The 25,372-nt window shown below is 44.4% G+C and carries 23 protein-coding genes; 18 read left to right on the top strand and 5 right to left on the bottom strand.

Translation table 11 applies throughout. The features are described from left to right. Positions 1 to 23: 23 nt before the first annotated feature. The 5 genes from brnQ to APB76_RS01585 all read left to right on the top strand — a co-directional run bounded on the left by brnQ (position 24) and on the right by APB76_RS01585 (position 6,585). On the top strand, positions 24 to 1,337 hold the full coding sequence (brnQ, locus tag APB76_RS01605; protein ID WP_054962740.1) for a branched-chain amino acid transport system II carrier protein: 1,314 nt from the start codon (positions 24 to 26) through the stop codon (positions 1,335 to 1,337). Positions 1,338 to 1,498: 161 nt separating this feature from the next. Next, positions 1,499 to 2,597 (top strand): peptide chain release factor 2 gene (gene prfB, locus APB76_RS01600; protein WP_157633176.1). Its coding sequence is split into 2 segments (ribosomal slippage): positions 1,499 to 1,573 and positions 1,575 to 2,597, totalling 1,098 coding nucleotides; the frame shifts between segments, so codons are not numbered across the junction. A gap of 51 nt (positions 2,598 to 2,648) precedes the next feature. Continuing rightward, positions 2,649 to 4,181 carry a lysine--tRNA ligase gene (lysS, locus tag APB76_RS01595; protein WP_054962738.1) on the top strand — a complete coding sequence of 511 codons (1,533 nt, stop codon included), beginning with the start codon at positions 2,649 to 2,651 and terminating at the stop codon, positions 4,179 to 4,181. A 319-nt stretch (positions 4,182 to 4,500) separates the two neighbouring features. After that, complete coding sequence (gene vpsR, locus APB76_RS01590; RefSeq protein ID WP_049845687.1) at positions 4,501 to 5,835, top strand: cyclic-di-GMP-binding transcriptional regulator VpsR; 1,335 nt, start codon at positions 4,501 to 4,503, stop codon at positions 5,833 to 5,835. Between the two features lie 498 nt (positions 5,836 to 6,333). Beyond that, positions 6,334 to 6,585, top strand: coding sequence for a hypothetical protein (locus tag APB76_RS01585; RefSeq protein WP_049845688.1), 252 nt, complete (start codon positions 6,334 to 6,336; stop codon positions 6,583 to 6,585). A gap of 47 nt (positions 6,586 to 6,632) precedes the next feature. Here the strand turns inward: APB76_RS01585 and APB76_RS01580 are convergent, their stop codons facing one another. Continuing rightward, a complete protein-coding gene (locus tag APB76_RS01580; protein WP_049845689.1) occupies positions 6,633 to 7,667 on the bottom strand; it encodes an NADP(H)-dependent aldo-keto reductase in 1,035 nt (344 codons plus the stop codon). 128 nt (positions 7,668 to 7,795) lie between these two features. Between APB76_RS01580 and APB76_RS01575 the strand changes: the two genes are divergently transcribed. Continuing rightward, on the top strand, positions 7,796 to 8,107 hold the full coding sequence (locus tag APB76_RS01575; protein ID WP_049845690.1) for a DUF6482 family protein: 312 nt from the start codon (positions 7,796 to 7,798) through the stop codon (positions 8,105 to 8,107). On the opposite strand, the gene mutH is transcribed toward APB76_RS01575, so the two are convergent. Further along, complete coding sequence (gene mutH / locus APB76_RS01570) at positions 8,104 to 8,769, bottom strand: DNA mismatch repair endonuclease MutH (RefSeq protein ID WP_049845691.1); 666 nt, start codon at positions 8,767 to 8,769, stop codon at positions 8,104 to 8,106. The two genes, APB76_RS01575 and mutH, sit on opposite strands and share 4 nt — an antisense overlap. Before the next feature lie 621 nt (positions 8,770 to 9,390). Between mutH and rppH the strand changes: the two genes are divergently transcribed. From rppH to APB76_RS01545, 5 genes are read left to right on the top strand one after another with little or no spacing between them, the layout of a single operon-like run. Further along, positions 9,391 to 9,909, top strand: a complete 519-nt coding sequence (rppH, locus tag APB76_RS01565) for an RNA pyrophosphohydrolase (protein ID WP_049845692.1) — start codon at positions 9,391 to 9,393, stop codon at positions 9,907 to 9,909. 2 nt (positions 9,910 to 9,911) lie between these two features. Next, the gene (ptsP, locus tag APB76_RS01560) at positions 9,912 to 12,158 is read left to right on the top strand and encodes a phosphoenolpyruvate--protein phosphotransferase (protein WP_054962737.1); all 2,247 of its coding nucleotides are present in this window, start codon (positions 9,912 to 9,914) and stop codon (positions 12,156 to 12,158) included. 35 nt (positions 12,159 to 12,193) lie between these two features. Continuing rightward, positions 12,194 to 12,958 carry a sulfite exporter TauE/SafE family protein gene (locus APB76_RS01555; protein ID WP_371717951.1) on the top strand — a complete coding sequence of 255 codons (765 nt, stop codon included), beginning with the start codon at positions 12,194 to 12,196 and terminating at the stop codon, positions 12,956 to 12,958. A gap of 57 nt (positions 12,959 to 13,015) precedes the next feature. Next, a complete protein-coding gene (lgt, locus tag APB76_RS01550) occupies positions 13,016 to 13,837 on the top strand; it encodes a prolipoprotein diacylglyceryl transferase (protein ID WP_049845695.1) in 822 nt (273 codons plus the stop codon). Positions 13,838 to 13,846: 9 nt separating this feature from the next. After that, a complete protein-coding gene (locus APB76_RS01545; RefSeq protein WP_054962735.1) occupies positions 13,847 to 14,698 on the top strand; it encodes a thymidylate synthase in 852 nt (283 codons plus the stop codon). Between the two features lie 45 nt (positions 14,699 to 14,743). On the opposite strand, the gene APB76_RS22880 is transcribed toward APB76_RS01545, so the two are convergent. Both APB76_RS22880 and APB76_RS01540 read right to left on the bottom strand, forming a co-directional pair. After that, a complete protein-coding gene (locus APB76_RS22880) occupies positions 14,744 to 14,974 on the bottom strand; it encodes a hypothetical protein (RefSeq protein ID WP_157633175.1) in 231 nt (76 codons plus the stop codon). Between the two features lie 141 nt (positions 14,975 to 15,115). Beyond that, entirely contained in the window at positions 15,116 to 16,261 is a 1,146-nt protein-coding gene (locus APB76_RS01540; protein ID WP_049845697.1) for a Na/Pi symporter, read from the bottom strand. 410 nt (positions 16,262 to 16,671) lie between these two features. Between APB76_RS01540 and nhaR the strand changes: the two genes are divergently transcribed. After that, positions 16,672 to 17,562 (top strand): transcriptional activator NhaR, encoded by an 891-nt coding sequence (gene nhaR / locus APB76_RS01535; protein WP_049845698.1) that lies wholly within the window; start codon positions 16,672 to 16,674, stop codon positions 17,560 to 17,562. Between the two features lie 171 nt (positions 17,563 to 17,733). Beyond that, positions 17,734 to 18,036 carry an ArsR/SmtB family transcription factor gene (locus APB76_RS01530; protein WP_049845699.1) on the top strand — a complete coding sequence of 101 codons (303 nt, stop codon included), beginning with the start codon at positions 17,734 to 17,736 and terminating at the stop codon, positions 18,034 to 18,036. A gap of 92 nt (positions 18,037 to 18,128) precedes the next feature. Here APB76_RS01530 and rpsT read toward each other — a convergent pair whose 3' ends face one another. After that, complete coding sequence (rpsT, locus tag APB76_RS01525; RefSeq protein WP_004410238.1) at positions 18,129 to 18,389, bottom strand: 30S ribosomal protein S20; 261 nt, start codon at positions 18,387 to 18,389, stop codon at positions 18,129 to 18,131. A gap of 247 nt (positions 18,390 to 18,636) precedes the next feature. Here rpsT and murJ point away from each other — a divergent pair, with 247 nt between their 5' ends. From murJ to fkpB, 5 genes are all read left to right on the top strand, one after another. Continuing rightward, on the top strand, positions 18,637 to 20,199 hold the full coding sequence (gene murJ, locus APB76_RS01520; RefSeq protein WP_054962734.1) for a murein biosynthesis integral membrane protein MurJ: 1,563 nt from the start codon (positions 18,637 to 18,639) through the stop codon (positions 20,197 to 20,199). Positions 20,200 to 20,291: 92 nt separating this feature from the next. Beyond that, positions 20,292 to 21,236: a bifunctional riboflavin kinase/FAD synthetase gene (ribF, locus tag APB76_RS01515; RefSeq protein ID WP_054962733.1), complete on the top strand. Its 945-nt coding sequence runs from the start codon at positions 20,292 to 20,294 to the stop codon at positions 21,234 to 21,236. Positions 21,237 to 21,291: 55 nt separating this feature from the next. After that, positions 21,292 to 24,120: an isoleucine--tRNA ligase gene (ileS, locus tag APB76_RS01510; RefSeq protein WP_049845702.1), complete on the top strand. Its 2,829-nt coding sequence runs from the start codon at positions 21,292 to 21,294 to the stop codon at positions 24,118 to 24,120. Positions 24,121 to 24,186: 66 nt separating this feature from the next. After that, complete coding sequence (gene lspA / locus APB76_RS01505) at positions 24,187 to 24,690, top strand: signal peptidase II (RefSeq protein ID WP_049845703.1); 504 nt, start codon at positions 24,187 to 24,189, stop codon at positions 24,688 to 24,690. 237 nt (positions 24,691 to 24,927) lie between these two features. Further along, positions 24,928 to 25,359 (top strand): FKBP-type peptidyl-prolyl cis-trans isomerase, encoded by a 432-nt coding sequence (gene fkpB / locus APB76_RS01500; protein ID WP_054962732.1) that lies wholly within the window; start codon positions 24,928 to 24,930, stop codon positions 25,357 to 25,359. Positions 25,360 to 25,372: the final 13 nt, after the last annotated feature.

Raw genomic sequence — 25,372 nt, 5'->3', positions numbered from 1 at the left:
AAATTATAACTAAAGGGTCGACAGTGAATCAGACTTTAAAACTAACAGATATTATTGCGGTAGGCTTTATGCTTTTCGCATTCTTTTTGGGTGCAGGCAACATTATTTTCCCACCTCTAGCAGGTCAATTAGCTGGAGAGAATTTAATCCCTGCAATGACAGGTTTCCTTTTAACTGCGGTAGGTCTACCTCTTATTACTATCGTTGCTATTGCAGTTGCTGGTGGTTCTTGGGATCACCTAACTAAAGATCTGCCAAAACGTGCAGCGATGATCATAGCGGTGCTAATCTTTATCATTATTGGTCCTGCATTTGCGGCTCCGCGCACAGGTCTTGTTGCTTACGAAATGGCGGTTAAACCATTTTTCATTGATGCTGCGCAATCGCATCTAACAATTTTCTCAATCTTGTTCTTTGCTATTGCGATGTTCTTCGCATGGTCTCAGGGAAAACTGATTGATGTGATCGGTAAAGTACTGACTCCAGTTCTTTTCTTAGGTTTAATTGTTCTTGCTGCTGCAGTGTTTATCGACCCACAAGGCAACATGATTGCCGCGCAAGGTGAATACTTAACGCATCCATTGCAGAAAGGCTTCCTTGAAGGCTACAACACCATGGATACTTTTGCCTCACTGATGTTTGGCGGGCTTATCGTTGATGCACTGCGCAAAAAAGGTATTGCAGATCAAAAGGCGACGGCAAAGTACCTGATTAGCGCTGCATGTGTTGCTGCAGTAGGTTTAGCATTTGTCTACGTATCACTGTTCTACCTAGGTGCAACCAGTGCGGCCGTGGCTGCAGGTGCCGACAACGGTGGCGCGATTCTTAGCATGTATGTTCAGTCTTTGTTCGGTCCTTATGGTCAAATTGTGTTGTCAGTCATTGTACTGCTTGCATGTTTAACAACGGCTATCGGTATTATCTCTGCGTGTTCTGATTACTTCAGTTCGATAACGCCAGTTTCCTATAAAGTTTGGGTGGTCATTATCGGTGTAGCCTGTGCGACAGTCGCAAACGTCGGTCTATCTCAGCTTATTTCTTTGTCGGTACCAGTGCTATTTGCGCTATACCCTGTTGCGATTGCTTTAGTGGCATTGACATTTGTACGCAAAAAACTACCAAACCCGCAAACGGCTTATCGCGTGGTTATTCTGGTGTCATTGCTATTTGCACTGATTGATGCAGCGAAAGTAGCGGGTGTGGACGTATCGGCATTGAGCATGCTGCCACTATTTGATGTTGGCATGGGGTGGTTGCTGCCAACGACGGTAGCGATTGTTTGCATGTTCTTTATTGGTAAATCTACCTCTCACGCCATGGCTGAAGAAGCTGCATAATAAAGCAACTTTTTTGAATCAAAGATCCCCTGTCGCGTAAGGCGTGGCAGGGGATTTTTCTATTCAAGCATTTTTATTCTTCAGTAAAAAATTCCTGTATCTTCATCACATTTTTAAGTAGAATTCTTCGGTTAAATTCTACTCATAAATGCTGAGCAAACATGTTTGAAATCAATCCTATTAAAAACCGCCTAAAGGACGTGTCTGAGCGCACGAATGTCCTGAGGGGGTACCTTTGACTATGACGCCAAGCAAGAGCGTCTAGAAGAAGTTAACGCAGAACTCGAACAGCCGGATGTATGGAATGAACCTGAGCGCGCGCAAGCACTGGGTAAAGAACGTTCTTCACTAGAAGCGGTTGTAGAAACGATCGATCAACTTGAGCAAGGTGTTGAAGATGTTGAAGGTCTTTTAGAGCTTGCGGTTGAAGAAGAAGATCAAGAAACCTTCGATGAAATTGAACCAGAACTAGCAGAGCTTGAAGCTAAGTTAGAAAAGCTTGAGTTCCGTCGTATGTTCTCTGGTGATCACGATTCTTCTGATTGCTATATTGATTTGCAGTCAGGCTCAGGTGGCACAGAGGCGCAAGACTGGACATCAATGATGCTACGTATGTACCTACGTTGGGCTGAAGCGAAAGGCTTTAAGACTGAGGTTATCGAAGTATCTGAAGGTGAAGTTGCTGGCCTTAAGGGGGCAACGGTGAAGATTTCTGGCGAATACGCTTATGGTTGGCTTCGTACAGAAACAGGTGTTCACCGACTAGTTCGTAAGTCTCCATTTGATTCAAGTGGTCGCCGTCATACTTCTTTTGCTTCTGCGTTTATCTACCCAGAGATTGATGACAACATTCAGATCGATATTAACCCTTCAGATCTTCGAATCGATGTTTACCGCGCATCTGGCGCAGGTGGTCAGCACGTAAACACCACTGAATCTGCGGTACGTATTACCCACGTACCTACTAATACTGTGGTTCAGTGTCAGAATGACCGTTCTCAGCATAAGAACAAAGACCAAGCGATGAAGCAGCTTCGAGCGAAACTTTTTGAGCTAGAGATTCAAAAGCAAAACGCTGAGAAGCAAGCGAATGAAGATGCGAAATCTGACATCGGTTGGGGTAGCCAGATCCGTTCTTATGTGCTGGATGACTCTCGAATCAAAGATTTACGTACTGGCGTTGAAAACCGCAATACTCAAACGGTTCTTGACGGCGATCTAGACAAATTTATCGAAGCTAGCCTGAAATCAGGTCTTTAAGCTTTTCACCGAAAAAACTATTTTCATAAAGATAGACAGGATACATCGAAAATGACTGATGCTGTTCAAAACGAAAACGTACAAGAAGCCTCTTTACCTGAAGAGAACAAGCTGATTGCTGAGCGTCGTAGCAAACTGGATCATATCCGCCAAAGCTGCAAAGCAAACGGCCACCCAAACGACTTCCGTCGTGACGCACTAGCGGGCGACCTTCAAAAAGAGTTCGGTGAAAAGACTAAGGAAGAGCTGGAAGAACTAAACCATGTAGTCGCGATCGCGGGTCGTGTTATGGCTAAGCGTGGCCCATTCCTAGCGATTCAAGAAACATCAGGCCGTATCCAAGCGTATGCAGCGAAAGATGTTCAAAAAGTACTAAAAGAGAAGTACCAAGGCTTAGATATCGGTGACATCATCGGAGTTAAAGGTGCACTACACAAGTCAGGTAAAGGCGATCTTTACGTGAATATGGAAGAGTTTGAACTGTTAACCAAAGCACTTCGTCCTCTACCAGAGAAGTTCCATGGTCTGACAGACCAAGAGATGCGTTACCGTCAACGTTACGTTGACCTGATCGTGAACCAAGATTCTCGCGAAACTTTCATCATTCGTTCTAAGCTCGTTTCTTCTATCCGTAACTTTATGAGCGCAAAAGGTTACCTAGAAGTAGAAACGCCTATGATGCACGTGATTCCGGGTGGTGCAACGGCTCGTCCATTTATCACTCATCACAATGCACTTGATATCGACATGTACCTACGTGTTGCGCCAGAGCTTTACTTGAAGCGTCTAGTGGTTGGTGGTTTTGATCGTGTATTTGAGATCAACCGTAACTTCCGTAACGAAGGTCTTTCTCCACGTCACAATCCAGAATTCACTATGATGGAATTCTACCAAGCGTACTCTGACTACAAAGATCTAATGGATCTGACTGAAGAGATGCTAAGCACAGCGGCTATGGACGTTCTTGGCTCTACTTCAATGCCTTACGGTGACGAAACGGTAGAGTTTGGTGGTAAGTACGCACGTATGAGCATGTTCGATGCGATTAAGCACTACAACCCTGAGCACGCTGAGATTCAAGCGCTAACAGAAGCAGACCTACAAGACCGTGAGAAGATGCTAGCAATCGCGAAATCTGTACACGTAGAAGTAGAAACGTTCTGGACATGTGGTCAGCTTCTTGAAGAGATCTTTGGTGAAACGGCTGAGCCTCAGCTAATCCAACCAACGTTCATCACTGGCTACCCAGCGGACATCTCTCCTCTAGCACGCCGTAGCGATGACAACCCGTTCTTCACAGATCGTTTTGAGTTCTTCATCGGTGGCCGTGAAGTCGCGAATGGCTTCTCTGAGCTTAACGATGCACAGGACCAAGATGAGCGTTTCAAAGCGCAAGTTAACGCGAAAGACGCAGGCGATGATGAAGCAATGTACTACGATGCAGACTACATCACAGCACTAGAGCACGGCCTACCGCCAACAGCGGGTCAAGGTATCGGTATCGACCGTCTAGCAATGCTATTTACCAATACGCACACAATCCGTGATGTGATCTTATTTCCGGCAATGCGTCCTCAAGCTTAAATTTGAGCAACAATAAGACAGTAAAAGTCACCTTCGGGTGACTTTTTTGCTTTATGCAATCTACAACTTTAGTTGGCTTGTATAACCGCAATGAATTTGGAGCAGCGTGTTGATGGCCTTTTACTAAGCTTTTGAGTTCGTTGAGAAAGAATTTTTTTTACGAGTAGCCTCTCACAACGTATGGAAAAAGTATCATTCCCTAGCTAGTCTTATATTTGAGACAGATTATCTCTTCAAGTCTCTATAATGTAACGACATATATTTTTATGTGTGTTTAAGCGCACAGCATTTACATTATCAATAAAAAGGAACTAGCTTCATGGGTAGTCAATTCCGGATGGATTCCGTTCCAGGTTCATTGGTTGTTGTGGGGGGGACCTATGAGCCTTGGCTGTCAGTTTTAGAGCAAGTAGGTTGGAGGTGTACTCAGTGCGGTGATTTGCGTAAAGCCGATGCATTGTTTACTGAAACAGGTCCTTGTATCGGTATTGTTGACCTCAGTCATGATGAGTTTAGCCTCAATGGTATTGCTAATTTGGTGAGTAAGCATAAACAGGTGCGTTGGTTAGCATTCATTCGTGAATCTCAATTAAGCTCAGATACGATTTGCCAATTTATCGTTAACTTTTGTATCGACTTTTTTACCGCTCCAATTCCAGATGCCCAGCTTCTAAGCACTATTGGTCACCAGTTGGGCATGCTTAAACTAGAGAAGAAAGTCTGGCCACATTATGGCAATCAGAGTGACATGGGGCTAATTGGTGATTCCATTCCAGTTAAGCGCTTACGAGATCAGATTAAGCGTATTGGACCAACCGATGTCAGTATTTTGATTTATGGTGAAAGCGGTACAGGTAAGGAAACCGTTGCCCGAGCGGTACATCGAACCTCTGCGCGAGTAAACAAAGAGTTTATTTCGGTCAACTGTCGTGCAATGTCGGAGCGTCGTATCGAAAGCGATCTGTTTGGTATCAACCGCGAAGACACCAGTGCGCCCTCTATCTTAGAGAAAGCTGATGGTGGCACCATATTGCTCAATGACATTCTGACTTTACCTAAATCGCAACAGTTTAATCTGCTGCGTTTTCTCCAAGAAGGTATGGTCGATACTGCGTCTGGACGCAAAGAAGTGGATGTGCGTGTGTTAGCCGCAAACTCGGCTGATATTGAAAAAGCCTTGATTGATGGCGACTTCAATGAAGAACTGTATCACTACATCAACGTACTGCGTATTAACGTCCCAAGTCTGAAGGAGCGTGCTGGTGATATCACTATCCTTGCGCGTCACTTCTTACAGGAGTACTCAAAAGAGTACAACGCTCAAGCGCGCAGTTTTACTGAAGAAGCAGCAAGAGCACTTACTAGGTATCACTGGCCTGGCAACGTCCGAGAATTAATGAACCAGATAAAACGTATTGTTCTGATGTCAGATACAGTCATGCTTGATGAGCTACATTTAGATTTGCCTAAACGCAGTGATAGCCGTCGTAGTTTAAAGAGTATCCGTGAGCGAAGTGAGAAAGATGCCCTATTGCTTGTGTTGGAGTCTCATGCAGGTCAGGTGTCTATGGCAGCCAAAGAATTAGGTGTATCTCGTGCAACTATGTATCGATTGTTAAACAAACACAACTTGATCTCTGATATTCCTGTATAGCTGGCTGATTTGTAAATAAAAAGCCGTACTATAATTGGTGCGGTTTTTATTTATATAACCGACACGATCTATCGATTGATATATATTCCTTGGTTGAATATCTTATATGAAAAAGCTTGTAAGGGGTGTTTTTAGGTTAAAAAATTGTTTTGTAATTTGGGCGAATAAAGTGGTTGAAATATCACCGTGCATGCATAGAATTTAACCATGAGCTAAGGCTCGAACCCATCAAACCATTTTGGATTAATACATTAGTTAGGAGGCGCACAATGAAACATTTCACCGTTAAATCATTTATCTGTGCGTCTAACGATCAAGCCGTCTCTGCGATGGATGCTACAAAAAACAATGCCTTTGTAGCTGATCGAAACCTAGATAAAACAATGTAATTAATCCGTATCCTTTTTTAATTGGCTGCGGAAAAGCAGCGAATTAAAACACTCTCGATCTATCGATTCGTTGATCTTTTCCCAGCTTAAACTCAACTGGAGAAAACTCATGAGTCATTCTGTATATCTAAAACTAGCCACTCTTTTGGTAAAAGCGGATCTTCGCCGAGAAGAACGTCAATGGAAACGTAAACTGCGCCGCAGTGCCTTTGATATTCCATGGAATAACGAACATCTATTGCGTGACATTGGTCTTGAACAAGATGGTCGTCCAGTCGGCTTTTCAGAGCCTGATAGTGTCAAAGCCGAACGTCGCATTCGTCATCTTCGCCGTGTGTTAAGTGCGCGAATACCAACGTAACAAAAGGGGCAGGCGCTTCACCTGCCCCGCTATTCTGCAACGACAGATTATGGACAAGGGTTGGAGTAAGTCGTACCAATGTCTTGAATCCCTTGAAGCAATTCCTCTGTTAGTACGACATCTAAGCTATCAATATTTGATTTAAGCTGTTCTAAGTTCGTCGCTCCAATTATGTTGGATGCGACAAACGGCCGTTGGTTAACAAAAGCCAACGCCATTTGCGCTGGATCTAAACCGTGCTTTCTCGCGAGATCGACATACGCTTGAGTGGCTTGTTTTCCTTGCGGGGTAAAATAGCGAATAAAGCGTTCGAATAGAGAGCATCTAGCCCCTTCAGGACGCGCTCCATTGAGGTACTTACCACTTAAGCAGCCAAACGCGAGTGGAGAATAAGCAAGGAGCTGAACCCCTTCATAATGGCTAATCTCAGATAAACCAACTTCAAAACTACGATTGAGTAGGTTGTACGGGTTTTGAATCGATACAATTCGTGGTAGCTCGTGCTTTTCAGCTAAACGAAGCAAAGTCATAACACCCCAGGGAGTTTCATTAGAAACGCCGATATAACGTACCTTACCCGCTTTAATCAGCTCTGCGAGCGCTTCGAGAGTTTCTATTAAGGTGACTTCTTCCTGATCGTCTGGGTAGGGATAGTTGAGTTGGCCAAAACAGTTGGTTTGTCTTTGCGGCCAATGCAGTTGGTAAAGATCAACGTAGTCTGTCTGTAGGCGTTTCAAGCTTTCATCAATGGCAAGATGGATATTTCTTCTATCTAAGCACGTATTGTCGCGGATATGCGGAATGTTTCGTGGTCCTGCGACTTTGGTTGCTATGACGACCTTTTCACGATTCGCTGATTTTGCTAACCAGTTTCCAATGTACTGTTCAGTCAATCCTTGCGTGTTGGCTTTAGGCGGTACAGGGTACATTTCCGCAGTATCAATAAAGTTTACACCTCGCTCAAGTGCGTAATCCAGTTGACTAAAGGCATCTTGCTCAGTGTTTTGTTCACCAAATGTCATGGTGCCAAGACAGATCTTACTCACTTCCAGAGTGGAGTGGGGTAACTTGTTGTATTGCATCGATCTTCCTTGTCGTTACGGGCATGAGATCCCACTATAGGGGATTTGACTACGATTAGAAAAGAGCGTGTGGTAACAAATTCGCAAATTTTGCAAAGTTGGCTAATACTGATTTATGGAGGTGAACTATGCAAAAAAGTCAGTTAGATAAGTGGATTCATGGTCATCATAAAGATAGCTACCAGCCGCCAAAGGTGTTTGTCATCGGTTGCTCAGATCTGTCACAGTATCTTTTAGCTGTCGAGTATAAGCACAAATTAGAGCCAGTTAAAATCGATGATGAACCGGTACACTTTGAGTCGCTAGAGCGAGTAAAAGAAGAGCTACTGCGGTTAGGAGTAGAGCGGGCTTACTTGCGTTTACACAATGCTTACGATGAGTGCGGAGCTGGTGATGGCCCACTATATCATGATGTGGAGATGTCACTTACTACGCACTAAACATAGTAATCTTGCAAAATACGCGCTGTGAATTGAGTCCTTAGATAGAACCCTCTTGGCAGCGTTTTTATTGGCTTGCCACTTGCCCCATAGGCTTCAGTTAACACACGGCTATTTGCCGCTTTGGGGCGCAGTTGCAATACTTCACCATGGCGAGCGTTGATCTGTTCAACACGGCCCAATACGATGAGTTCCATTAACTCTTCCCAATCGGCTTTTAACTGCTGCTCTTCTTCTTGGCTAGGAGACCAGATCAAAGGCGAACCAACGCATCTTTCTGCCAATGGAATCTCTCTTTCTCCTTCGACCGGAATCCACAATACCCGTGAAAGCTTATTGCGCACATGGCTGGTTTCCCATGTCAGTCCATGTACACCGATCAAAGGAGCAACACAGACAAAGGTGGTCTCTAGAGGTTTACCAGAGTAGCCAATAGGGATGGTTTTTAGCTCTATACCTAGTCTTTCGAAGTCTTGAGTCGGTTTGCTGCCAGCGGTGGCGCCCAAGTGCCATTCCAACAATTGACCCACCCAGCCTTTGTCACGACGAAGGTCTGGTGGAACATCTATATCAGCTTCTGCGGCGAGTTCGGCAAAGTTGACACCTGCGATGCTTTTAGCGCGATCCAGCAGTTCTTGTTCGGAGGATGGTTCTGGCTTCATTGTGGTTTCGTGCGATTGGACAGTGTACTCATTGTAACCTAATGGAAGAAAAATTCGACTGTAGAGAGATTGATCATTGTGAGTGAAAGATCGTCACTTTTATGGTTATCCACAGCTTGGTTGTGAAAATTTGCAATCTAACACTGTTATGTATGAATAAACAGGGGTTTGGTGGTGAGAAAATACTTGAAATTTTAATCATATACCTAGCTTTGACTTAAGTGGTGTGGATAAAATCAACTATGGTTGATCTTTGACCGATCTGTGTGAGGGAGGGGCAGAAAGAGCTATTGTATAAAGTTGCTTAGTTCATGTGTTTATTAAGTTATTGTTTTTGAAGCATCTGCTCTTATCTAGTTTGATCCTTTTAGGCGACCAATTTTGTCGTTGCTTAGCTATTGATCACTTTCACATTGATTTTTCACATAGTTATACACAGAAAAGGTGAATAAATGTGGGCTATGTCTCACTGCGGTGTGAGTAACCTTTGTTTCGGTTAAAAGTTATCCATTGGTGGGTGGGAAAGCAATATTTTCTGCCCTAGTCACACTAGTAAGTTTGCTCCTACTGGGGATATGTGGAAAAATCACTGTAATTAAAGATTTTATTAGAGGTTGGCCAGTGATAGATGGCGATGGTTACCGCTTAAACGTGGGAATTGTAATCTGTAACAGCCATGGTCAGGTCTTCTGGGCTAAACGATACGGACAACACTCTTGGCAGTTTCCTCAAGGTGGAATTGATGAAGGTGAGACCCCTGAACAGGCAATGTATAGGGAGTTGTATGAAGAGGTTGGTCTTACAAAGAAAGAGGTTAAGATCGTTGCGACAAGTCGTCATTGGTTGAGGTACAAGCTACCAAAACGTCTTGTTCGTTGGGATTCAAAACCTGTTTGTATCGGACAGAAACAGAAGTGGTTTCTGCTACGACTCGATTGTGATGAATCACGAATTGATATGTTGCGTGGCAGTTCCCCTGAATTTGATGGCTGGCGTTGGGTAAGTTATTGGTATCCAGTCAGACAAGTGGTTTCTTTTAAACGCGATGTATATCGTCGTGCGATGAAAGAGTTTGCATCAATGGCAATGCCATTTAAACAACGTAAAGTAAAAGGCAAACGTAAGCACCGAAGAGGATAGACATGCTTTCTCAACTAAGGGAAATAGTTGAACAAGTATCTAAGGTAGAAGAAGTTCATCAAGCCTTAGATATTTTAGTTAAACAAACGTGCAGTGCGATGAGTACTGAATGTTGCACTGTCTATCTTGCTAACGAAGAAATGCAGCGTCTTGAGTTAATGGCTACTCAGGGGCTGCGTTTTAAAGGCGACAAAATTCATATCCAATTTAACGAGGGCTTAGTTGGTCTTGTTAAACGCAGCGCTGAACCGCTCAACTTAGCGGAAGCATCTAAACATCCTAACTTTAAGTACTTCTCTGAGCTTGGCGAAGAAGTCTACCAAAGCTTTCTTGGCACCCCGATTATTTACCGTAAGCAAGTACTTGGTGTTCTCGTTGTGCAACAAAAAGCACCACGTCAGTTCGATGAAATGGAAGAGTCTTTCTTAGTTACACTTGCCGCTCAGCTTGCTGTCATTATCGCTCATGCTCAAACTCAAGGTCATTGGCGACTAGAGAAAAAGCAGCAAGCGATCCGTGGTGTCCCAGCTTCGTCTGGCGTTGCAATTGGCGAATTTTGGTGGGATGACACTCAGCCTGAACTGAGCAATGTTTATCCCGCATCAACGTTAGATATTGAACGTGAGCAGGAGTGGTTGTTACTGGCGATAGAAGAAGCGTTGAATGATTTTCGCCGTATGCGTAAAAAACTCGATAGCGAGATAAACAAAGACGCTTTAGCAATATTTGACCTTTTTACCCATTTGCTTAACGATCCCATGCTACGTAAAGATCTTAAAGCGCAGATTCAAAAAGGCGATCGCGCCGACTGGGCGCTTAGACAAGTGGTTGAGAGTTATTCAAATCGTTTTGCTCGCATGTCTGATGTTTATTTGCGGGAGCGAGCACAAGACATTCGTGAGCTAGGCCAACGGTTACTGTTTTTTTTACATAATACTGACCAAGAGAAGCAACTCTTTGATAATCCGGTTATTCTGGTCGTTCGCGAGCTGACCGCAAGTTTACTAGCCTCAATTCCTAAAGAAAAAATTCTTGCCGTTGTCTCCTTAGAAGGAGCGGCAAATTCACATGCGGCAATTCTGTCTAGAGCATTAGGGATCCCTGCGGTGATGGGGGTTGCCCTGAATCTCAAGGCGCTGAATGGGAAGCGAGGAATTGTTGATGGCTATAGCGGTAAGATTTTGGTCTCGCCAAATCGGCAACTGCTACGTGAATATCGCTCACTTGCAAACGAAGAACGTGAATTGGCCAATATGGTCAATCAGCGCATTGAAGAGCCTGCGTTCACTAGAGATGGTCAACGTATTGAGGTAATGCTTAACGCAGGGTTGAGTGCCGATACTAATATTGCCATTAACCAAGGGGTTGATGGGGTTGGTCTGTATCGAACTGAAATTTCTTTTTTGCTTCAGCATCGATTCCCATCAGAGGAAGAACAAACCCAACAGTATCAGGCGGTGTTGAGTAGCTATCCCAATAAACGCGTGGTAATGAGGACTCTTGATGTTGGTGGTGACAAAGCCTTGCCTTATCTCCCTATTGAAGAAGATAACCCATTCTTAGGATGGCGTGGTATTCGCTTTACCCTCGATCATCCTGACATCTTCTTAATGCAGATACGCGCGATGATGAAAGCGAGCTCAAAGCATCAGAATCTAAGTATTTTGTTACCTATGGTCTCTGGCGCCCAAGAGCTCGATGACGCGATTGAACTGATTACTCGCGCCTATGAAGAGGTGGCAGAGCTTGATGATCAGATTACGATGCCTCAGATCGGTGTCATGATCGAAGTTCCGTCAATGATCTATTTGCTGCCATTGATTGCCAGTAAAGTTGATTTTGTTTCTATCGGCACTAACGATTTAACCCAGTACCTGCTTGCGGTTGACCGAAATAATGCTCGAGTTGCAGATGTTTATGAGTCAATGCACCCATCGGTTATTATGGCTTTAAGTCATATTCATCGTACCTGCCAGCAGTTAAACCTGCCTGTATGTATCTGTGGTGAACTCGCTGGTGATCCAATTGGCGCGCTTTTAATGGTTGGCTTAGGCTACCGTAGCCTGAGTATGAACACTTCGAACGTGGCAAAAGTAAAGTACCTGTTGCGTCATACTGAAACGGAAGAATTACGTTCGCTTGCTGACAAAGCGCTGATGCAATCTTACGGCCGCGACATTTATGCTATGATGCAATCATTTTTTGAAAGCAAAGGCTTTGCTGGCTTTATTCGAGCAGGCAAAAAATAAGGATTATTGTGTCTATAGAATTACTTGTTTCTTTTATGCTGCTGGGTGCCTTTGTTGGAGTGATGGCAGGATTACTGGGTATTGGTGGTGGCTTAATCGTTGTACCTGCGCTGTTGTTTCTGTTACCTGCTGCTGGTATCGATGCCAATATCAGCATGCAGATTGCGCTAGCAACATCGCTGGCCACTATTATTGCTACCTCTGGTTCCTCCGCGTTTAATCATTTCAAGCTCGGTAACGTCGATATGTTTGTTGTTAAATGGTTAATGCCGGGCGTTGTGGTGGGAGGTTTCTTAGGTGCCAATGTTGCCGAGTGGATTCCCGCTCAATACCTACCAAAAGTCTTTGGTGTGATTGTGTTGTTACTTGCTATTCAAATGCTATTTTCTATCCGAGGTAAGTCACAAAAAAACATGCCTGGCAGTACCTCTACTATGGTTTATGGCACTGGGATTGGCATCGTTTCGAGCTTAGCAGGTATCGGTGGCGGCTCGTTGTCAGTGCCGTTTCTCAACAGCCATGGCATTGAAATGCGCAAAGCGGTAGGCTCTTCTTCGGTTTGTGGTTGTATGATTGCTATCTCTGGCATGGCGGGTTTTATCTTACATGGCTACAAAGTTGATGCTCTACCTGACTACAGCATTGGTTATGTTTATCTACCAGCCTTGGTGGCCATTGCCTCGACCTCTATGTTAACCACGCGTATTGGCGCGAGGTTGGCGACATCATTACCTACACCAACATTGAAAAAAATATTTGCAGTTTTTTTAATGTTTGTTGCCGGAACTATGTTGTTGTAGTGCACTCTCATCTATACAAATTAAAATTGTCAGAACTTCAAAAAGAGTAATCCTCCTATGTCTCAGGGATATCTAACTTTTCCAAATATTGATCCTGTACTTGTTTCCATTGGGCCGCTTTCTATCCGTTGGTATGGCCTAATGTATCTTGTAGGCTTTGCTTTCGCGCTATGGCTTGCGAATCGCCGTGCCGATCAGGCTGATAGTGGCTGGACGCGTGAACAGGTCTCAGACCTGCTTTTCGCCGGCTTTCTTGGTGTAGTAATTGGTGGCCGCGTTGGCTATGTGATCTTCTATAACTTCGATCTTTTCCTCCAAGATCCGCTTTACCTGTTTAAAGTGTGGACGGGGGGGATGTCATTCCATGGCGGTTTGTTGGGTGTTATCAGCGCAATGTTCTGGTATGCAAAAAAGAACGGTCGAACTTTCTTTGGTGTCGCTGATTTTATCGCTCCTCTTGTTCCTTTCGGTTTAGGGATGGGAAGATTAGGTAACTTTATGAACAGTGAGTTGTGGGGACGCGTAACTGATGTTCCATGGGCATTTGTCTTCCCTAATGGTGGGCCACTTCCTCGTCACCCATCTCAGTTGTATGAAATGCTTCTCGAAGGTATCGTTCTCTTCTTTATCTTGAACTGGTTTATTAAGAAGCCTCGTCCTCTTGGTGCGGTATCAGGGCTATTTTTAGCGGGTTATGGTACATTCCGTTTCCTAGTAGAATATGTACGTGAACCTGATGCACATCTAGGTCTATTTGGTGGGTTTATCTCAATGGGACAAATCCTATCCCTACCTATGGTGCTGATTGGTATCCTGATGATGGTTTGGGCGTATAAGCGCGGCCATTACAAAGATGAACTACCACAACAAACGAAGTAAGGAATTGGTGTGAAACAGTATTTAGATCTCTGTCAGCGTATCGTTGAGCAAGGTGAGTGGATTGAAAATGAGCGCACCGGCAAGCGTTGCCTAACGGTGATCAATGCAGATCTAACTTACGATGTCGCGAACAACCAGTTCCCTTTAGTGACGACACGTAAAAGCTTCTGGAAAGCCGCGGTTGCTGAGTTACTAGGCTACATTCGTGGTTACGACAATGCCGACGATTTTCGCAATCTAGGAACCAAAACTTGGGATGCCAATGCAAACCTCAATGAAGCTTGGCTTAATAATCCTTACCGTAAGGGTGAAGATGATATGGGGCGCGTATACGGCGTTCAGGGGCGCGCATGGGCTAAGCCTGATGGCGGTCATATCGACCAGTTACGTAAGATAGTTGATGACTTAACGCGCGGCGTCGATGACCGGGGTGAAATCCTAAACTTCTACAACCCAGGTGAGTTCCACATGGGCTGCCTGCGTCCATGTATGTACAGTCACCATTTCTCTCTATTGGGTGACACTCTGTACCTAAACAGTACGCAGCGCTCTTGCGATGTTCCTCTAGGTCTTAACTTCAATATGGTTCAAGTATATGTGTTTCTTGCGATTATGGCTCAGATCACGGGTAAGAAAGCGGGGCAGGCATACCATAAGATTGTTAACGCGCATATCTACGAAGATCAACTAGAGCTAATGCGTGATGTTCAATTGAAGCGTGAGCCACTCCAGGCTCCGACCTTCCATATCAACCCTGAGATTAAGTCTTTAGAAGATTTGGAAACTTGGGTAACACTGGATGACTTTTGGGTTGAAGGGTATGAACACCACGATGCTATTAAGTACCCGTTTTCGGTATAGCGAATACGCTTGATTGTCTAAGCCGCCCAAGATAGGGCGGCTTTTTTATACGTGATAGAACGGACTGCGCCCTGTGGAACGCTGCGCTTTTGGAAAACGGGAACGGACTTCGTCCTGATTGAGGTGATCAACACCATATTGGGTCATTCCATAGAGTGACGAAGGAGCGAGTAGGGAATCTATCAAGGTTTTCAACTTGCTATAAGAGATCCCCAACTCTTTCGTTCCTCGTTCTTGAGGATGACGGTAATAAAAACAAAAGGTTGGTATGTACATTGTGCCAACCCTTTAGGTTCTCTCCAGCTCCCCGTAGGGCGAAGCCCGTTCCCTTATCCCTCTTTCCATAGCGCAGCGTTCCTAAACGCAAAAAGCCCGCTACCTTAGTAGCGGGCTTTCAAATAAGCGATGGTCTTTGTATTAAGCTGTTAGCGCTAGGATTGTGCCTGGCAGTGCAACGAACACTGCTAATAAGTAACCAGCTACAACCGCTTTGTTCTTCACAGCCATGTCAGAGATTATGTCTGCACCTTTTACAGGTAGTTCACGTAGGAACGGAATACCGTAGATGAATACTGTCGCCAAGATGTTGAACACTAGGTGTACTAGAGCAATCTGTAGTGCGAATACCGCAAACTCACCTGATACTGCTGTCGCTGCTAATAGAGCGGTAATACAAGTACCGATGTTTGCACCTAGAGTGAACGGGTAAACGTCACGCACTTTAAGTACACCAGAACCGACCAGTGGAACCATTAGACTTGTAGTCGTAGAAGAAGACTGTACAAGTACTGTTACGATAGAACCAGAGAAGATACCGTGGATTGGGCCACGACCAATTGCGTTCTTTAGAATCTCACGAGCACGGCCAACCATTAGGCTCTTCATTAGCTTACCCATTACAGTGATTGCTACGAAGATAGTCGCGATACCTAATACGATAAGTAAGATACCACCCATTTGGTCACCAAATGTTGCTAATGGCTCTTTAACTGCGCTTACGACTGGTTTAGTTAGAGGCTTAATGAAGTTCAAACCTTTAATGCTCATATCGCCAGTTGCTAGGAATGGAGATACTAACCAGTGTGAGATCTTATCAAGAATACCAAACATCATTTCGATAGGTAGGAAGATCGCTACCGCTAATAGGTTAAAGAAGTCGTGGATAGTCGCACTTGCAAATGCGCGCTTAAATTCTTCTTTGCAACGAACGTGACCTAGAGAAACTAGAGTGTTGGTTACTGTTGTACCGATGTTCGCACCCATCACCATAGGGATAGCTGTTTCTACCGGAAGACCGCCGGCCACTAAGCCCACGATAATTGAAGTTACTGTACTTGAAGATTGGATAAGTGCTGTTGCGACTAAACCGATCATCAAACCTGCTACAGGGTGAGAGGCAAACTCAAATAGAACCTTGGCTTGATCACCTGTTGCCCATTTGAAACCACTGCCTACCATAGATACCGCTAGAAGTAGCAGGTACAACATGAACGCCAAGTTAGCCCAGCGCAACCAGCGAGTAGTGCTCGAAATTGGTGCCGCTGCAGTAGTAGCTTGGTTCATAATCATTTTCTCCGTGGACCGTTAATGTCTTAGTTATGGTCTGTTGTTGAAACTGAGGGCGATGTTAGAGGGGAAATATTTCAGTAATATTACAGTTATATGTAATGAAATTTTTTTTATCTAGATAGGCGATTGTTAACTGTCTTTTGAAATTTACAATGAGCTTAAGTATTTGTTATTAAGCCTTTTTTCTGTGGCTTTTAGGCCAAGTGTAAGATGTGATTAGAATCGAAAAAATCGCAGAAAAATTTCGACTATCGACAGCTTTATGACAGTTAATTGTCATATTACCAGTCCTGATTTCGGTAAAAGTTACAATAAGCAAAATTAATGTAGGTATTCTCGAGTTATTGTTGTCATGCGCTGCATTTGCTATAACCTACTCACTAAAATAAGAAGAGTATTTCTCTATGTCACACTTAAACTACAACCACCTTTATTACTTTTGGATGGTATGTAAACAAGGCTCTGTTACCAAAGCTGCCGATGCGCTGTTTCTGACTCCGCAAACTGTTACTGGTCAGATTAAAGCACTCGAAGAGCGTATGGATGGTAAGCTCACCAAGCGCAATGGGCGAAGTGTCGAACCGACAGAACTTGGCCAATTAGTGTTTAAGTATGCTGATAGAATGTTTGGCCTTAGCTATGAAATGCTCGATATTGTTAACTACAGTCAACGCTCTAACATTCTGTTTGATGTTGGAGTCGCCGACGCGCTATCTAAAAGGCTAGTCAGCAAGGTATTGCTAACAACGGTTCCAGATGACAACAGTATCCATTTACGCTGCTTTGAATCGACTCACGAAATGCTATTGGAGCAACTAGCGCAGCATAAGTTAGATATGATTCTATCGGACTGCCCGGTTGATTCGAGTCAAAGCCCTGGCCTCTACAGTAAGAAGCTTGGTGAATGTAATATGAGTTTCTTCTGTTCGGGTAACGTTGACGATGTGAGTTTTCCTGCGGTATTAGAGCAACGCAAATTGCTGATTCCGGGCAGCCGGACTGCGATGGGGCGTAAAGTTCTGCAATGGTTTGATCGTCAAGGCTTGCAGCCAAATATCTTAGGTGAGTTTGATGATGTGGCTTTGATGAAGGCCTTTGCTCGCTACCATCATGACGTAATTTTCCTAGCTCCCTCTATCTACATGTCTGAAGTTGAAAGCGACCTTCCTCTACAACTTATCGGCCATATTGATGAGTTAAAAGAAGAGTACTATGTCATATTCGCAGAGCGAATGATTCAACATCCAGCGGTGAAGAATGTTTGTGATGCAGACTTCCCAACCCTATTTAATTAGACGACGATCTATTTGAACAAATAGATTAGTTGTTACAATTCGATTAATATCTGAAATAGTTCACTCTAAAATAATTAAATATACAGTGAATCTCGTAACCGTTCGACAGCGTTACTTATTGTGTAAGGCTGATGTTTGTAGAAGTATTGTTGTAGGAAGAGGTAGTGGCCGATGAATCTACAAGAGATGGAAAAGAACTCTGCTCAGGCTGTAGTCCTGCTTAAGGCGATGGCCAATGAGAGGCGTCTTCAGATCTTGTGCTTATTACACAATCAAGAGCTGTCAGTAGGGGAGTTGTGCAGTAAGTTGGAGTTAAGCCAATCAGCGTTGTCGCAGCATCTAGCGTGGCTACGTCGAGACGGCTTAGTGCACACTCGTAAAGAGGCGCAGACAGTTTATTACACTTTGAGCAGTGAAGAGGTGAAGGCAATGATCCAATTGCTGCACGATCTTTATTGTTCAGAAAAGCAATAAATGTATCGAGGTTTGTAGTTTAACCTCGAAATTTTGATATAAAAAAACCGGCTAATGCCGGTTTTTTCTTTCACTGGGTAATCAGAGTTCTATTAAAGAGCTTTGATTGCAGCAGCGAAACGAGACTTATGACGTGCAGCTTTATTCTTGTGAATAAGGCCTTTAGTTGCCATGCGGTCTAGGATTGGTGTAACTGTAGCAAACGCTTCAGTTGCAGCAGCTTTGTCGCCTGCTTCGATAGCAGCAACAGTTTTCTTCATGTAAGTACGCATCATTGAGCGACGGCTAGCGTTGTGCTGACGACGTTTCTCAGCCTGGATAGCGCGCTTCTTAGCAGATTTACTATTTGCCAAGGGTCTAACTCCCAAAAACTTAGTTCAGTGACAATTTAAGGGCGAGGAATATCCCTCATTTGCGCTTAAATGTCAAATAATTTGTGCAAAAACCAATCGCGTCAAACTAATTTTGGTTTGAAAGGTCTTCACGGTTAAGATGGCGGGGATTCTAACAGCATTTTTTTTTCAATGCTAATACTAATCTGCTCTGGTTATGACATTCCTGTTGTAAAGTAGAGCAAATTTTTTGATTCCCGAGGTAAATGTGAGTAAACGCCTACTCAAGTCAGGCATGATAGTCAGTGCTATGACCTTGATCTCTCGAGTTTTAGGCTTAGTTCGAGATGTTGTTGTTGCCAACCTGATGGGGGCAGGAGCCAGTGCCGATGTCTTCTTCTTTGCTAATAAGATTCCTAATTTTCTAAGGCGCCTATTTGCGGAAGGCGCGTTTTCACAAGCCTTTGTTCCGGTTTTGACGGAATATCATGCCGCTGGGGATATGGACAAAACTCGTCAGCTTGTCGCAAGAGCTGCGGGTACATTAGGTGTTATTGTCTCTATTGTCACTGTGCTGGGCGTACTGGGGTCAGGCGTGGTGACGGCTCTGTTCGGCTTTGGCTGGTTCTTGGATTGGTTAAACGGTGGACCTTCGGCAGAAAAGTTTGAGCTTGCAAGCTTAATGCTCAAAATTACCTTCCCTTATTTATGGTTTATAACCTTTGTTGCTTTATCGGGAGCGATTCTCAATACCTTAGGCAAGTTTGCGGTTTCTTCCTTTACCCCTGTTTTCCTTAATGTAATGATTATTCTGTCGGCGTGGTTTATTGCTCCGCAGTTATCTCAGCCAGAAATAGGGCTCGCGATGGGGGTATTTCTTGGAGGCTTAGTTCAGTTTTTATTCCAGATACCATTTCTGATTAAAGCTGGCGTGATGGTTAAACCGAAATGGGGTTGGCGCGATCCTGGGGTAGTAAAGATTCGCACCCTAATGATTCCTGCCCTGTTTGGCGTATCGGTGAGCCAAATTAACCTGTTATTTGATACATTTATTGCCAGTTTTCTTCAAACGGGCTCCATCAGTTGGCTTTACTATTCAGACCGCCTGTTAGAGTTTCCACTGGGTTTGTTTGGGATTGCAATCGCAACAGTCATTCTACCGGCGTTATCTCGTAAACATGTCGATGACCATAGTGATGGTTTTGCACAAACCATGGACTGGGGGATACGCATGGTTACATTGCTCGGTATTCCTGCCATGCTGGGTTTAATGGTATTGGCGAAACCTATGCTAATGGTGCTGTTTATGCGCGGTGAGTTTACCCCTCAGGATGTTAATCATGCCTCGATGTCTCTTGTTGCTTATGCTTCTGGCTTGCTCAACTTTATGTTGATTAAAGTACTGGCACCTGGTTACTACTCTCGTCAAGATACTAAAACGCCTGTTAAGTACGGCATCATTGCTATGGTAACCAACATGGTCTTCAATGCCATCTTGGCATGGTTTTATGGTTACGTGGGTCTTGCTATCGCAACGGCGCTGTCTGCCTTCGTTAATATGTCTCTTTTATATAGAGGGCTACATATTGCAGGTGTGTATCATCTGACCAAAAGAACCTTGTTATTTATCGGCAGGCTAGTGATTGCTGGTGGCTTCATGGTTGCTGCTATTTTATGGCAGTTAGAAGAGATGAATGTGTGGCTAACGTGGTCATTGCTAGAACGAGTTTTATGCCTTACCGCTCTGATTGGATTGGGAGCAGGGATCTACCTTGCAACGCTGCTTGTTCTGGGAGTGCGTTTAAAAGACTTAAAAGCAGCGACAGAGTGAACATGATTAGTATATAATCCGTCAGTTTCACGCAACGTTAATTCTTTTTATTGAGAATTTTTTGCCAAATTAACAAGTTTTAGTAGTCTCCAATGGAATTGATTCGAGGTATTCACAATATCAAACCACACCATCAAGGGTGTGTATTGACGATCGGAAACTTCGACGGTGTTCATCTCGGGCATCAAGAAGTGTTACGTCAAGTGTCTGAACAAGCCAAAGAACTGGGTTTACCTTCAACAGTAATGACATTTGATCCTCAACCATTGGAGCTTTTTGCTAAAGGTAGAGCGCCAGCGCGTTTAACACGTCTTAGAGACAAGTTTGTTCAATTGAGCAAGCTCAATATTGAACGATTGCTTTGCGTGAACTTTAATCATCAATTCGCTAATCGATGTGCTGACGAGTTTATTAGTGACTTGTTGGTGAAGCGTTTGGGTGTTAAGTTTCTCGTCGTAGGTGATGATTTCTGCTTTGGTCGTGGCCGAAAAGGCAATTTTGCTATGCTGCAAGAAGCAGGCAAAAAGTTCAATTTTGAAGTGGTCAGCACTCAAAGCTTTTGTTTACAACAATTGCGTGTAAGCAGTACTGCGATTAGAGAAGCCTTAGCGCAAGATCAGCTTGAGCAAGCAGCAGAAATGTTAGGGCGTGATTACAGTATTAGTGGGCGAGTTTCACATGGGAGAAAGCTGGGTAGAACCATTGGCTTTCCTACGGCTAATATCCCACTAAAACGTTGCGTGTCGCCAGTTTCTGGCGTGTATACCGTTCAGGCTTTAGGCTTGGGCGAAGAGCCTGTAGGCGGTGTCGCTAATATTGGTAATAGGCCAACAGTTAACGGCGTACGACAACAACTCGAAGTACATTTATTCGACTTTAAAGCCAACTTATATGGCAAACAGCTAGAAATCGTACTTTTAGATAAGATTCGCGACGAACATAAATTTGAGTCGTTCGAAGCTTTGAAACAACAAATTGAATTGGATGCTGAAGCAGCAAGGGTGTGGCTGCGTCAGTATAAAGCCCAAGCGGTTTAGTTCGCTGCTTGGCATAATGTCTAACTGTCACCCAACACAACGGAATTAAGAATCGATGAGTGAGTATAAAGATACCCTGAACCTTCCTGAAACAGGGTTTCCGATGCGTGGCAATCTGGCAAATCGTGAGCCAGAAATGCTTAAGCGTTGGTACAAAGAAGACCTTTACGGTGAGATCCGTAAAGCGAAGAAAGGCAAAAAATCTTTCGTTCTACACGATGGCCCTCCATATGCGAATGGTGACATTCACATTGGTCACGCACTAAACAAGATTCTTAAAGACATTATTATTAAATCCAAAACACTTTCTGGTTTTGATGCACCGTACATTCCTGGTTGGGACTGTCACGGTCTACCAATTGAACTAATGGTAGAAAAGAAAAAAGGCAAGCCAGGCCAAAAAATCTCTGCGGCTGATTTCCGTGAAGAGTGTCGTAAGTACGCGGCAGGTCAGGTAGAAGGTCAAAAAGAGAGCTTCAAGCGCCTAGGTATTATGGGTGAGTGGGATAAGCCTTACCGCACCATGGATTTTGCTACTGAAGCAAACATTATCCGTGCTCTCGGTAAGATTGCTGATAACGGCCACCTGCTAAAAGGTTTCAAACCTGTTCACTGGTGTACAGACTGTGGCTCTGCGCTTGCTGAAGCAGAAGTAGAGTACAAAGATAAAGTTTCTCCATCTATCGACGTTCGCTTTAAAGCAGCAGATGAAGCGGCACTTCTATCTAAGTTCTCATTGAACGAAGGCCATGAAGGTGAAGGCGACATCTCTATTGTTATCTGGACAACTACGCCTTGGACACTGCCAGCAAACCGTGCAGTATGTCTACGTGATGATCTAGAGTACGTATTGATCCAAGTAGAAGGTGAGTTGAAGGAGCGTATCATCGTTGCTTCTGAGCTAGCCAAAGACGTGATGGACCGTGCGGGTATCGAGCACTTCCATAACCTTGGTTTTGCAAAAGGTAGCGATCTTGAGCTATCTCAGTTTAATCACCCATTCTACGACTTCACTGTTCCAGCGATCCTTGGCGATCACGTCACAACTGATTCTGGTACTGGTGTCGTTCACACCGCACCTGGCCACGGTCAAGAAGACTTTGCAGTCGGTAACAAGTACAACCTAGAAGTGGCAAACCCAGTAGGTTCAAACGGCGTTTACCTGCCAGATACTGAGCTATTTGCTGGTCAGCACGTATTTAAAGCCAATGATGCAGTTGTTGAAACGCTAAAAGAGAAAGGCGCGCTTTTACATCACCACGCATACGAACACAGCTACCCGCATTGTTGGAGACATAAAACGCCAATCATCTTCCGTGCAACACCACAATGGTTCGTATCTATGGACCAAGCGGGCCTACGTGCAAAAGCACTAGAGTCAATCAAAGGTGTTGAGTGGATGCCAGAGTGGGGACAAAGCCGTATCGAAGGTATGATCGAGGGTCGCCCAGAGTGGTGTATCTCTCGTCAACGTACTTGGGGTGTGCCAATCGCTCTATTCGTTCATAAAGAAACAGCAGAGCTTCATCCAAACACGATCGAACTAGTCGAGAAAGTCGCTCAGCTAGTTGAAGAGAAAGGCATTCAAGCTTGGTGGGATCTAGAAATCTCTGACCTACTAGCTGAAGAAGCGGATAAGTACGAGAAAGTACTCGATACGCTAGACGTATGGTTCGACTCCGGTGTGACTCACTACTCAGTTGTTGATGCTCGTGAAGAGTACAACGGCGCGTCGGCAGACCTATATCTAGAAGGCTCTGATCAACACCGCGGTTGGTTCCAGTCTTCACTAATTTCATCTATCGCGATGAAAGACGAAGCACCATACAAGCAAGTACTTACTCACGGTTTCGTAGTTGACGGCCAAGGCCGTAAGATGTCGAAATCTATCGGTAACGTTGTTGCGCCAAAAGATGTGACTAACAAGCTAGGTGCAGATATCCTGCGTCTATGGGTTGCTTCAACTGACTACACGGGTGAAGTTGCGGTTTCTGATGAAATCCTAAAACGCTCTGCAGATGCATACCGTCGTATCCGTAACACAGCGCGTTTCTTCCTTGCTAACCTAAGCGGCTTTAACCCAGCAACGGATCTTGTTCCTGCTGAAGAAATGGTTGCTCTAGACCGTTGGGCTGTAGGTCGTGCACTAGCTGCACAAGAAGAGATCGTTAAAGCTTACGGTGAGTACAATACTCACGCCGTAACACAGCGCTTAATGCAGTTCTGTTCTATCGAAATGGGTTCATTCTACCTAGACGTAATTAAAGACCGTCAGTACACAGCGAAACTTGGTGGTCACGCTCAACGTAGCTGTCAGACTGCACTTTACTACATTGTAGAAGCGCTTGTTCGTTGGATGGCGCCAATCATGTCGTTCACTGCAGACGAGATCTGGAACGAAATGCCAGGCGAACGTGATAAGTTTGTTTTCACAGGCGAGTGGTACGAAGGTCTGTTCGGTCTAGCTGAAGGCGAAGAGCGTAGCAACGAATTTTGGGCTGAAATCCAAGCGGTTCGTGGCGGTGTGAACAAACTGCTAGAAGACGCTCGTAAAGAGAAGGCAATTGGTGGTTCTCTGCAAGCTGAAGTTACACTTTACGCTGATGATGTACTAGCGGCGAAACTAAGCAAGCTTGAAGATGAGCTACGCTTTGCGCTACTGACTTCAGCGGCGGTTGTTAAGCCCCTAAGTGAGAAGTCAGATGCTGCGCAAGCAACAGATGTCGAAGGCTTATTTGTTGAAGTGAAAGCAACTGAAAACGAGAAGTGTGATCGCTGCTGGCACCACACTCCAGATGTTGGCACCATCGAAGGTCACGAGAAGATCTGTGGTCGTTGTGTGTCTAACGTTGATGGTGAAGGCGAAGTACGTAAATTCGCTTAAGATTAGCGGAACTTTATTGAAAATTCATAGCCCCAGTATCTACTGGGGTTATTTTTAGGATCCAAAATGTCAAATATTCCATTAAAACAATCAGGTGTACGTTGGCTGTGGCTGGCGATTGTGATCTTCTTTGCTGATATTGGCATCAAGCTGTTTGTTATGGATAACATGGGGTATGGTTGGGCAAACCGCATTGAAGTATTGCCTTTCTTTAACTTATTGTATGTTCACAACTATGGCGCCGCATTTAGTTTCTTGAGCGACCAAGCAGGTTGGCAGCGTTGGCTGTTTACCGGTATCGCCTTTGTAGTAACAGCTATGCTGACTTACTGGATGAGTAAGCTCACCGCAAAGGAAAAGTGGAACAACATTGCTTATGCGATGATTATCGGTGGTGCGGTGGGTAATGTGTTTGACCGTGTCGTTCATGGCTTTGTAGTCGATTACCTCGATTTCTTCTGGGGCAACTATCATTGGCCAGCATTCAACTTAGCTGATACCACCATTTGTGTTGGTGCTGCGATGATCATTCTTGATGGTTTCCGCAAGAAAGAAGATGCCAAAGCCTAATTCGTGATATATCGAATAACCCTAGGCGCTGTCGGTTGATTCCGATGGCGCTTTTTAGTATACCCGTCATATTTAAAAGCTGCAGCGTTGCTGACTGCGATAATTCCCCGGTTCGCCGGCCGCCCAAATAACATAGCGCACTATGCTCATAGGGTTGAATCATCTTGTCGCCTAGCTGCAACTCCAACTATTTAGGGTATGCACCTATAAAAATAACGACCTCAAGGAAGCAATAACGTGACTACAATTGCCCAAGATTCAGCAGTAACTCTGCACTTTACCATTAAAATGAAAGATGGCTCTGTTGCCGACAGTACCCACAATATGGGAAAACCAGCCAAGCTAGTGATTGGTGATGGCAGCTTGAGTGAGAACTTTGAACAGTGTCTTCTCGGGCTAACTACTGGCGAAAAAAAGGCAATTGAGCTTAAAGCGCAAGATGCGTTTGGTATGCCTAACCCAGACAATATCCACCATATGGACAGAACTAAGTTTGTCGGTGATGCAGAAGTTGAAGTCGGGACGATTATGGCGTTTTCAGGCCCAGATGGAATGGAAATTCCTGGAATCATTAAAGAAATTGCTGGGGACTCAGTGACCGTTGACTTTAACCACCCTCTAGCAGGACAAGATGTGACTTTTGAAGTTGAAATTTTGTCAGTAGAATAGCGAGCCAAAGCGA

This window comes from Vibrio bivalvicida, from assembly GCF_001399455.2.
Taxonomy (GTDB): domain Bacteria; phylum Pseudomonadota; class Gammaproteobacteria; order Enterobacterales; family Vibrionaceae; genus Vibrio; species Vibrio bivalvicida.
The sequence above is the reverse complement of the archived record's forward strand: the minus strand, read 5'-3'. Positions and strand labels throughout refer to the sequence as shown.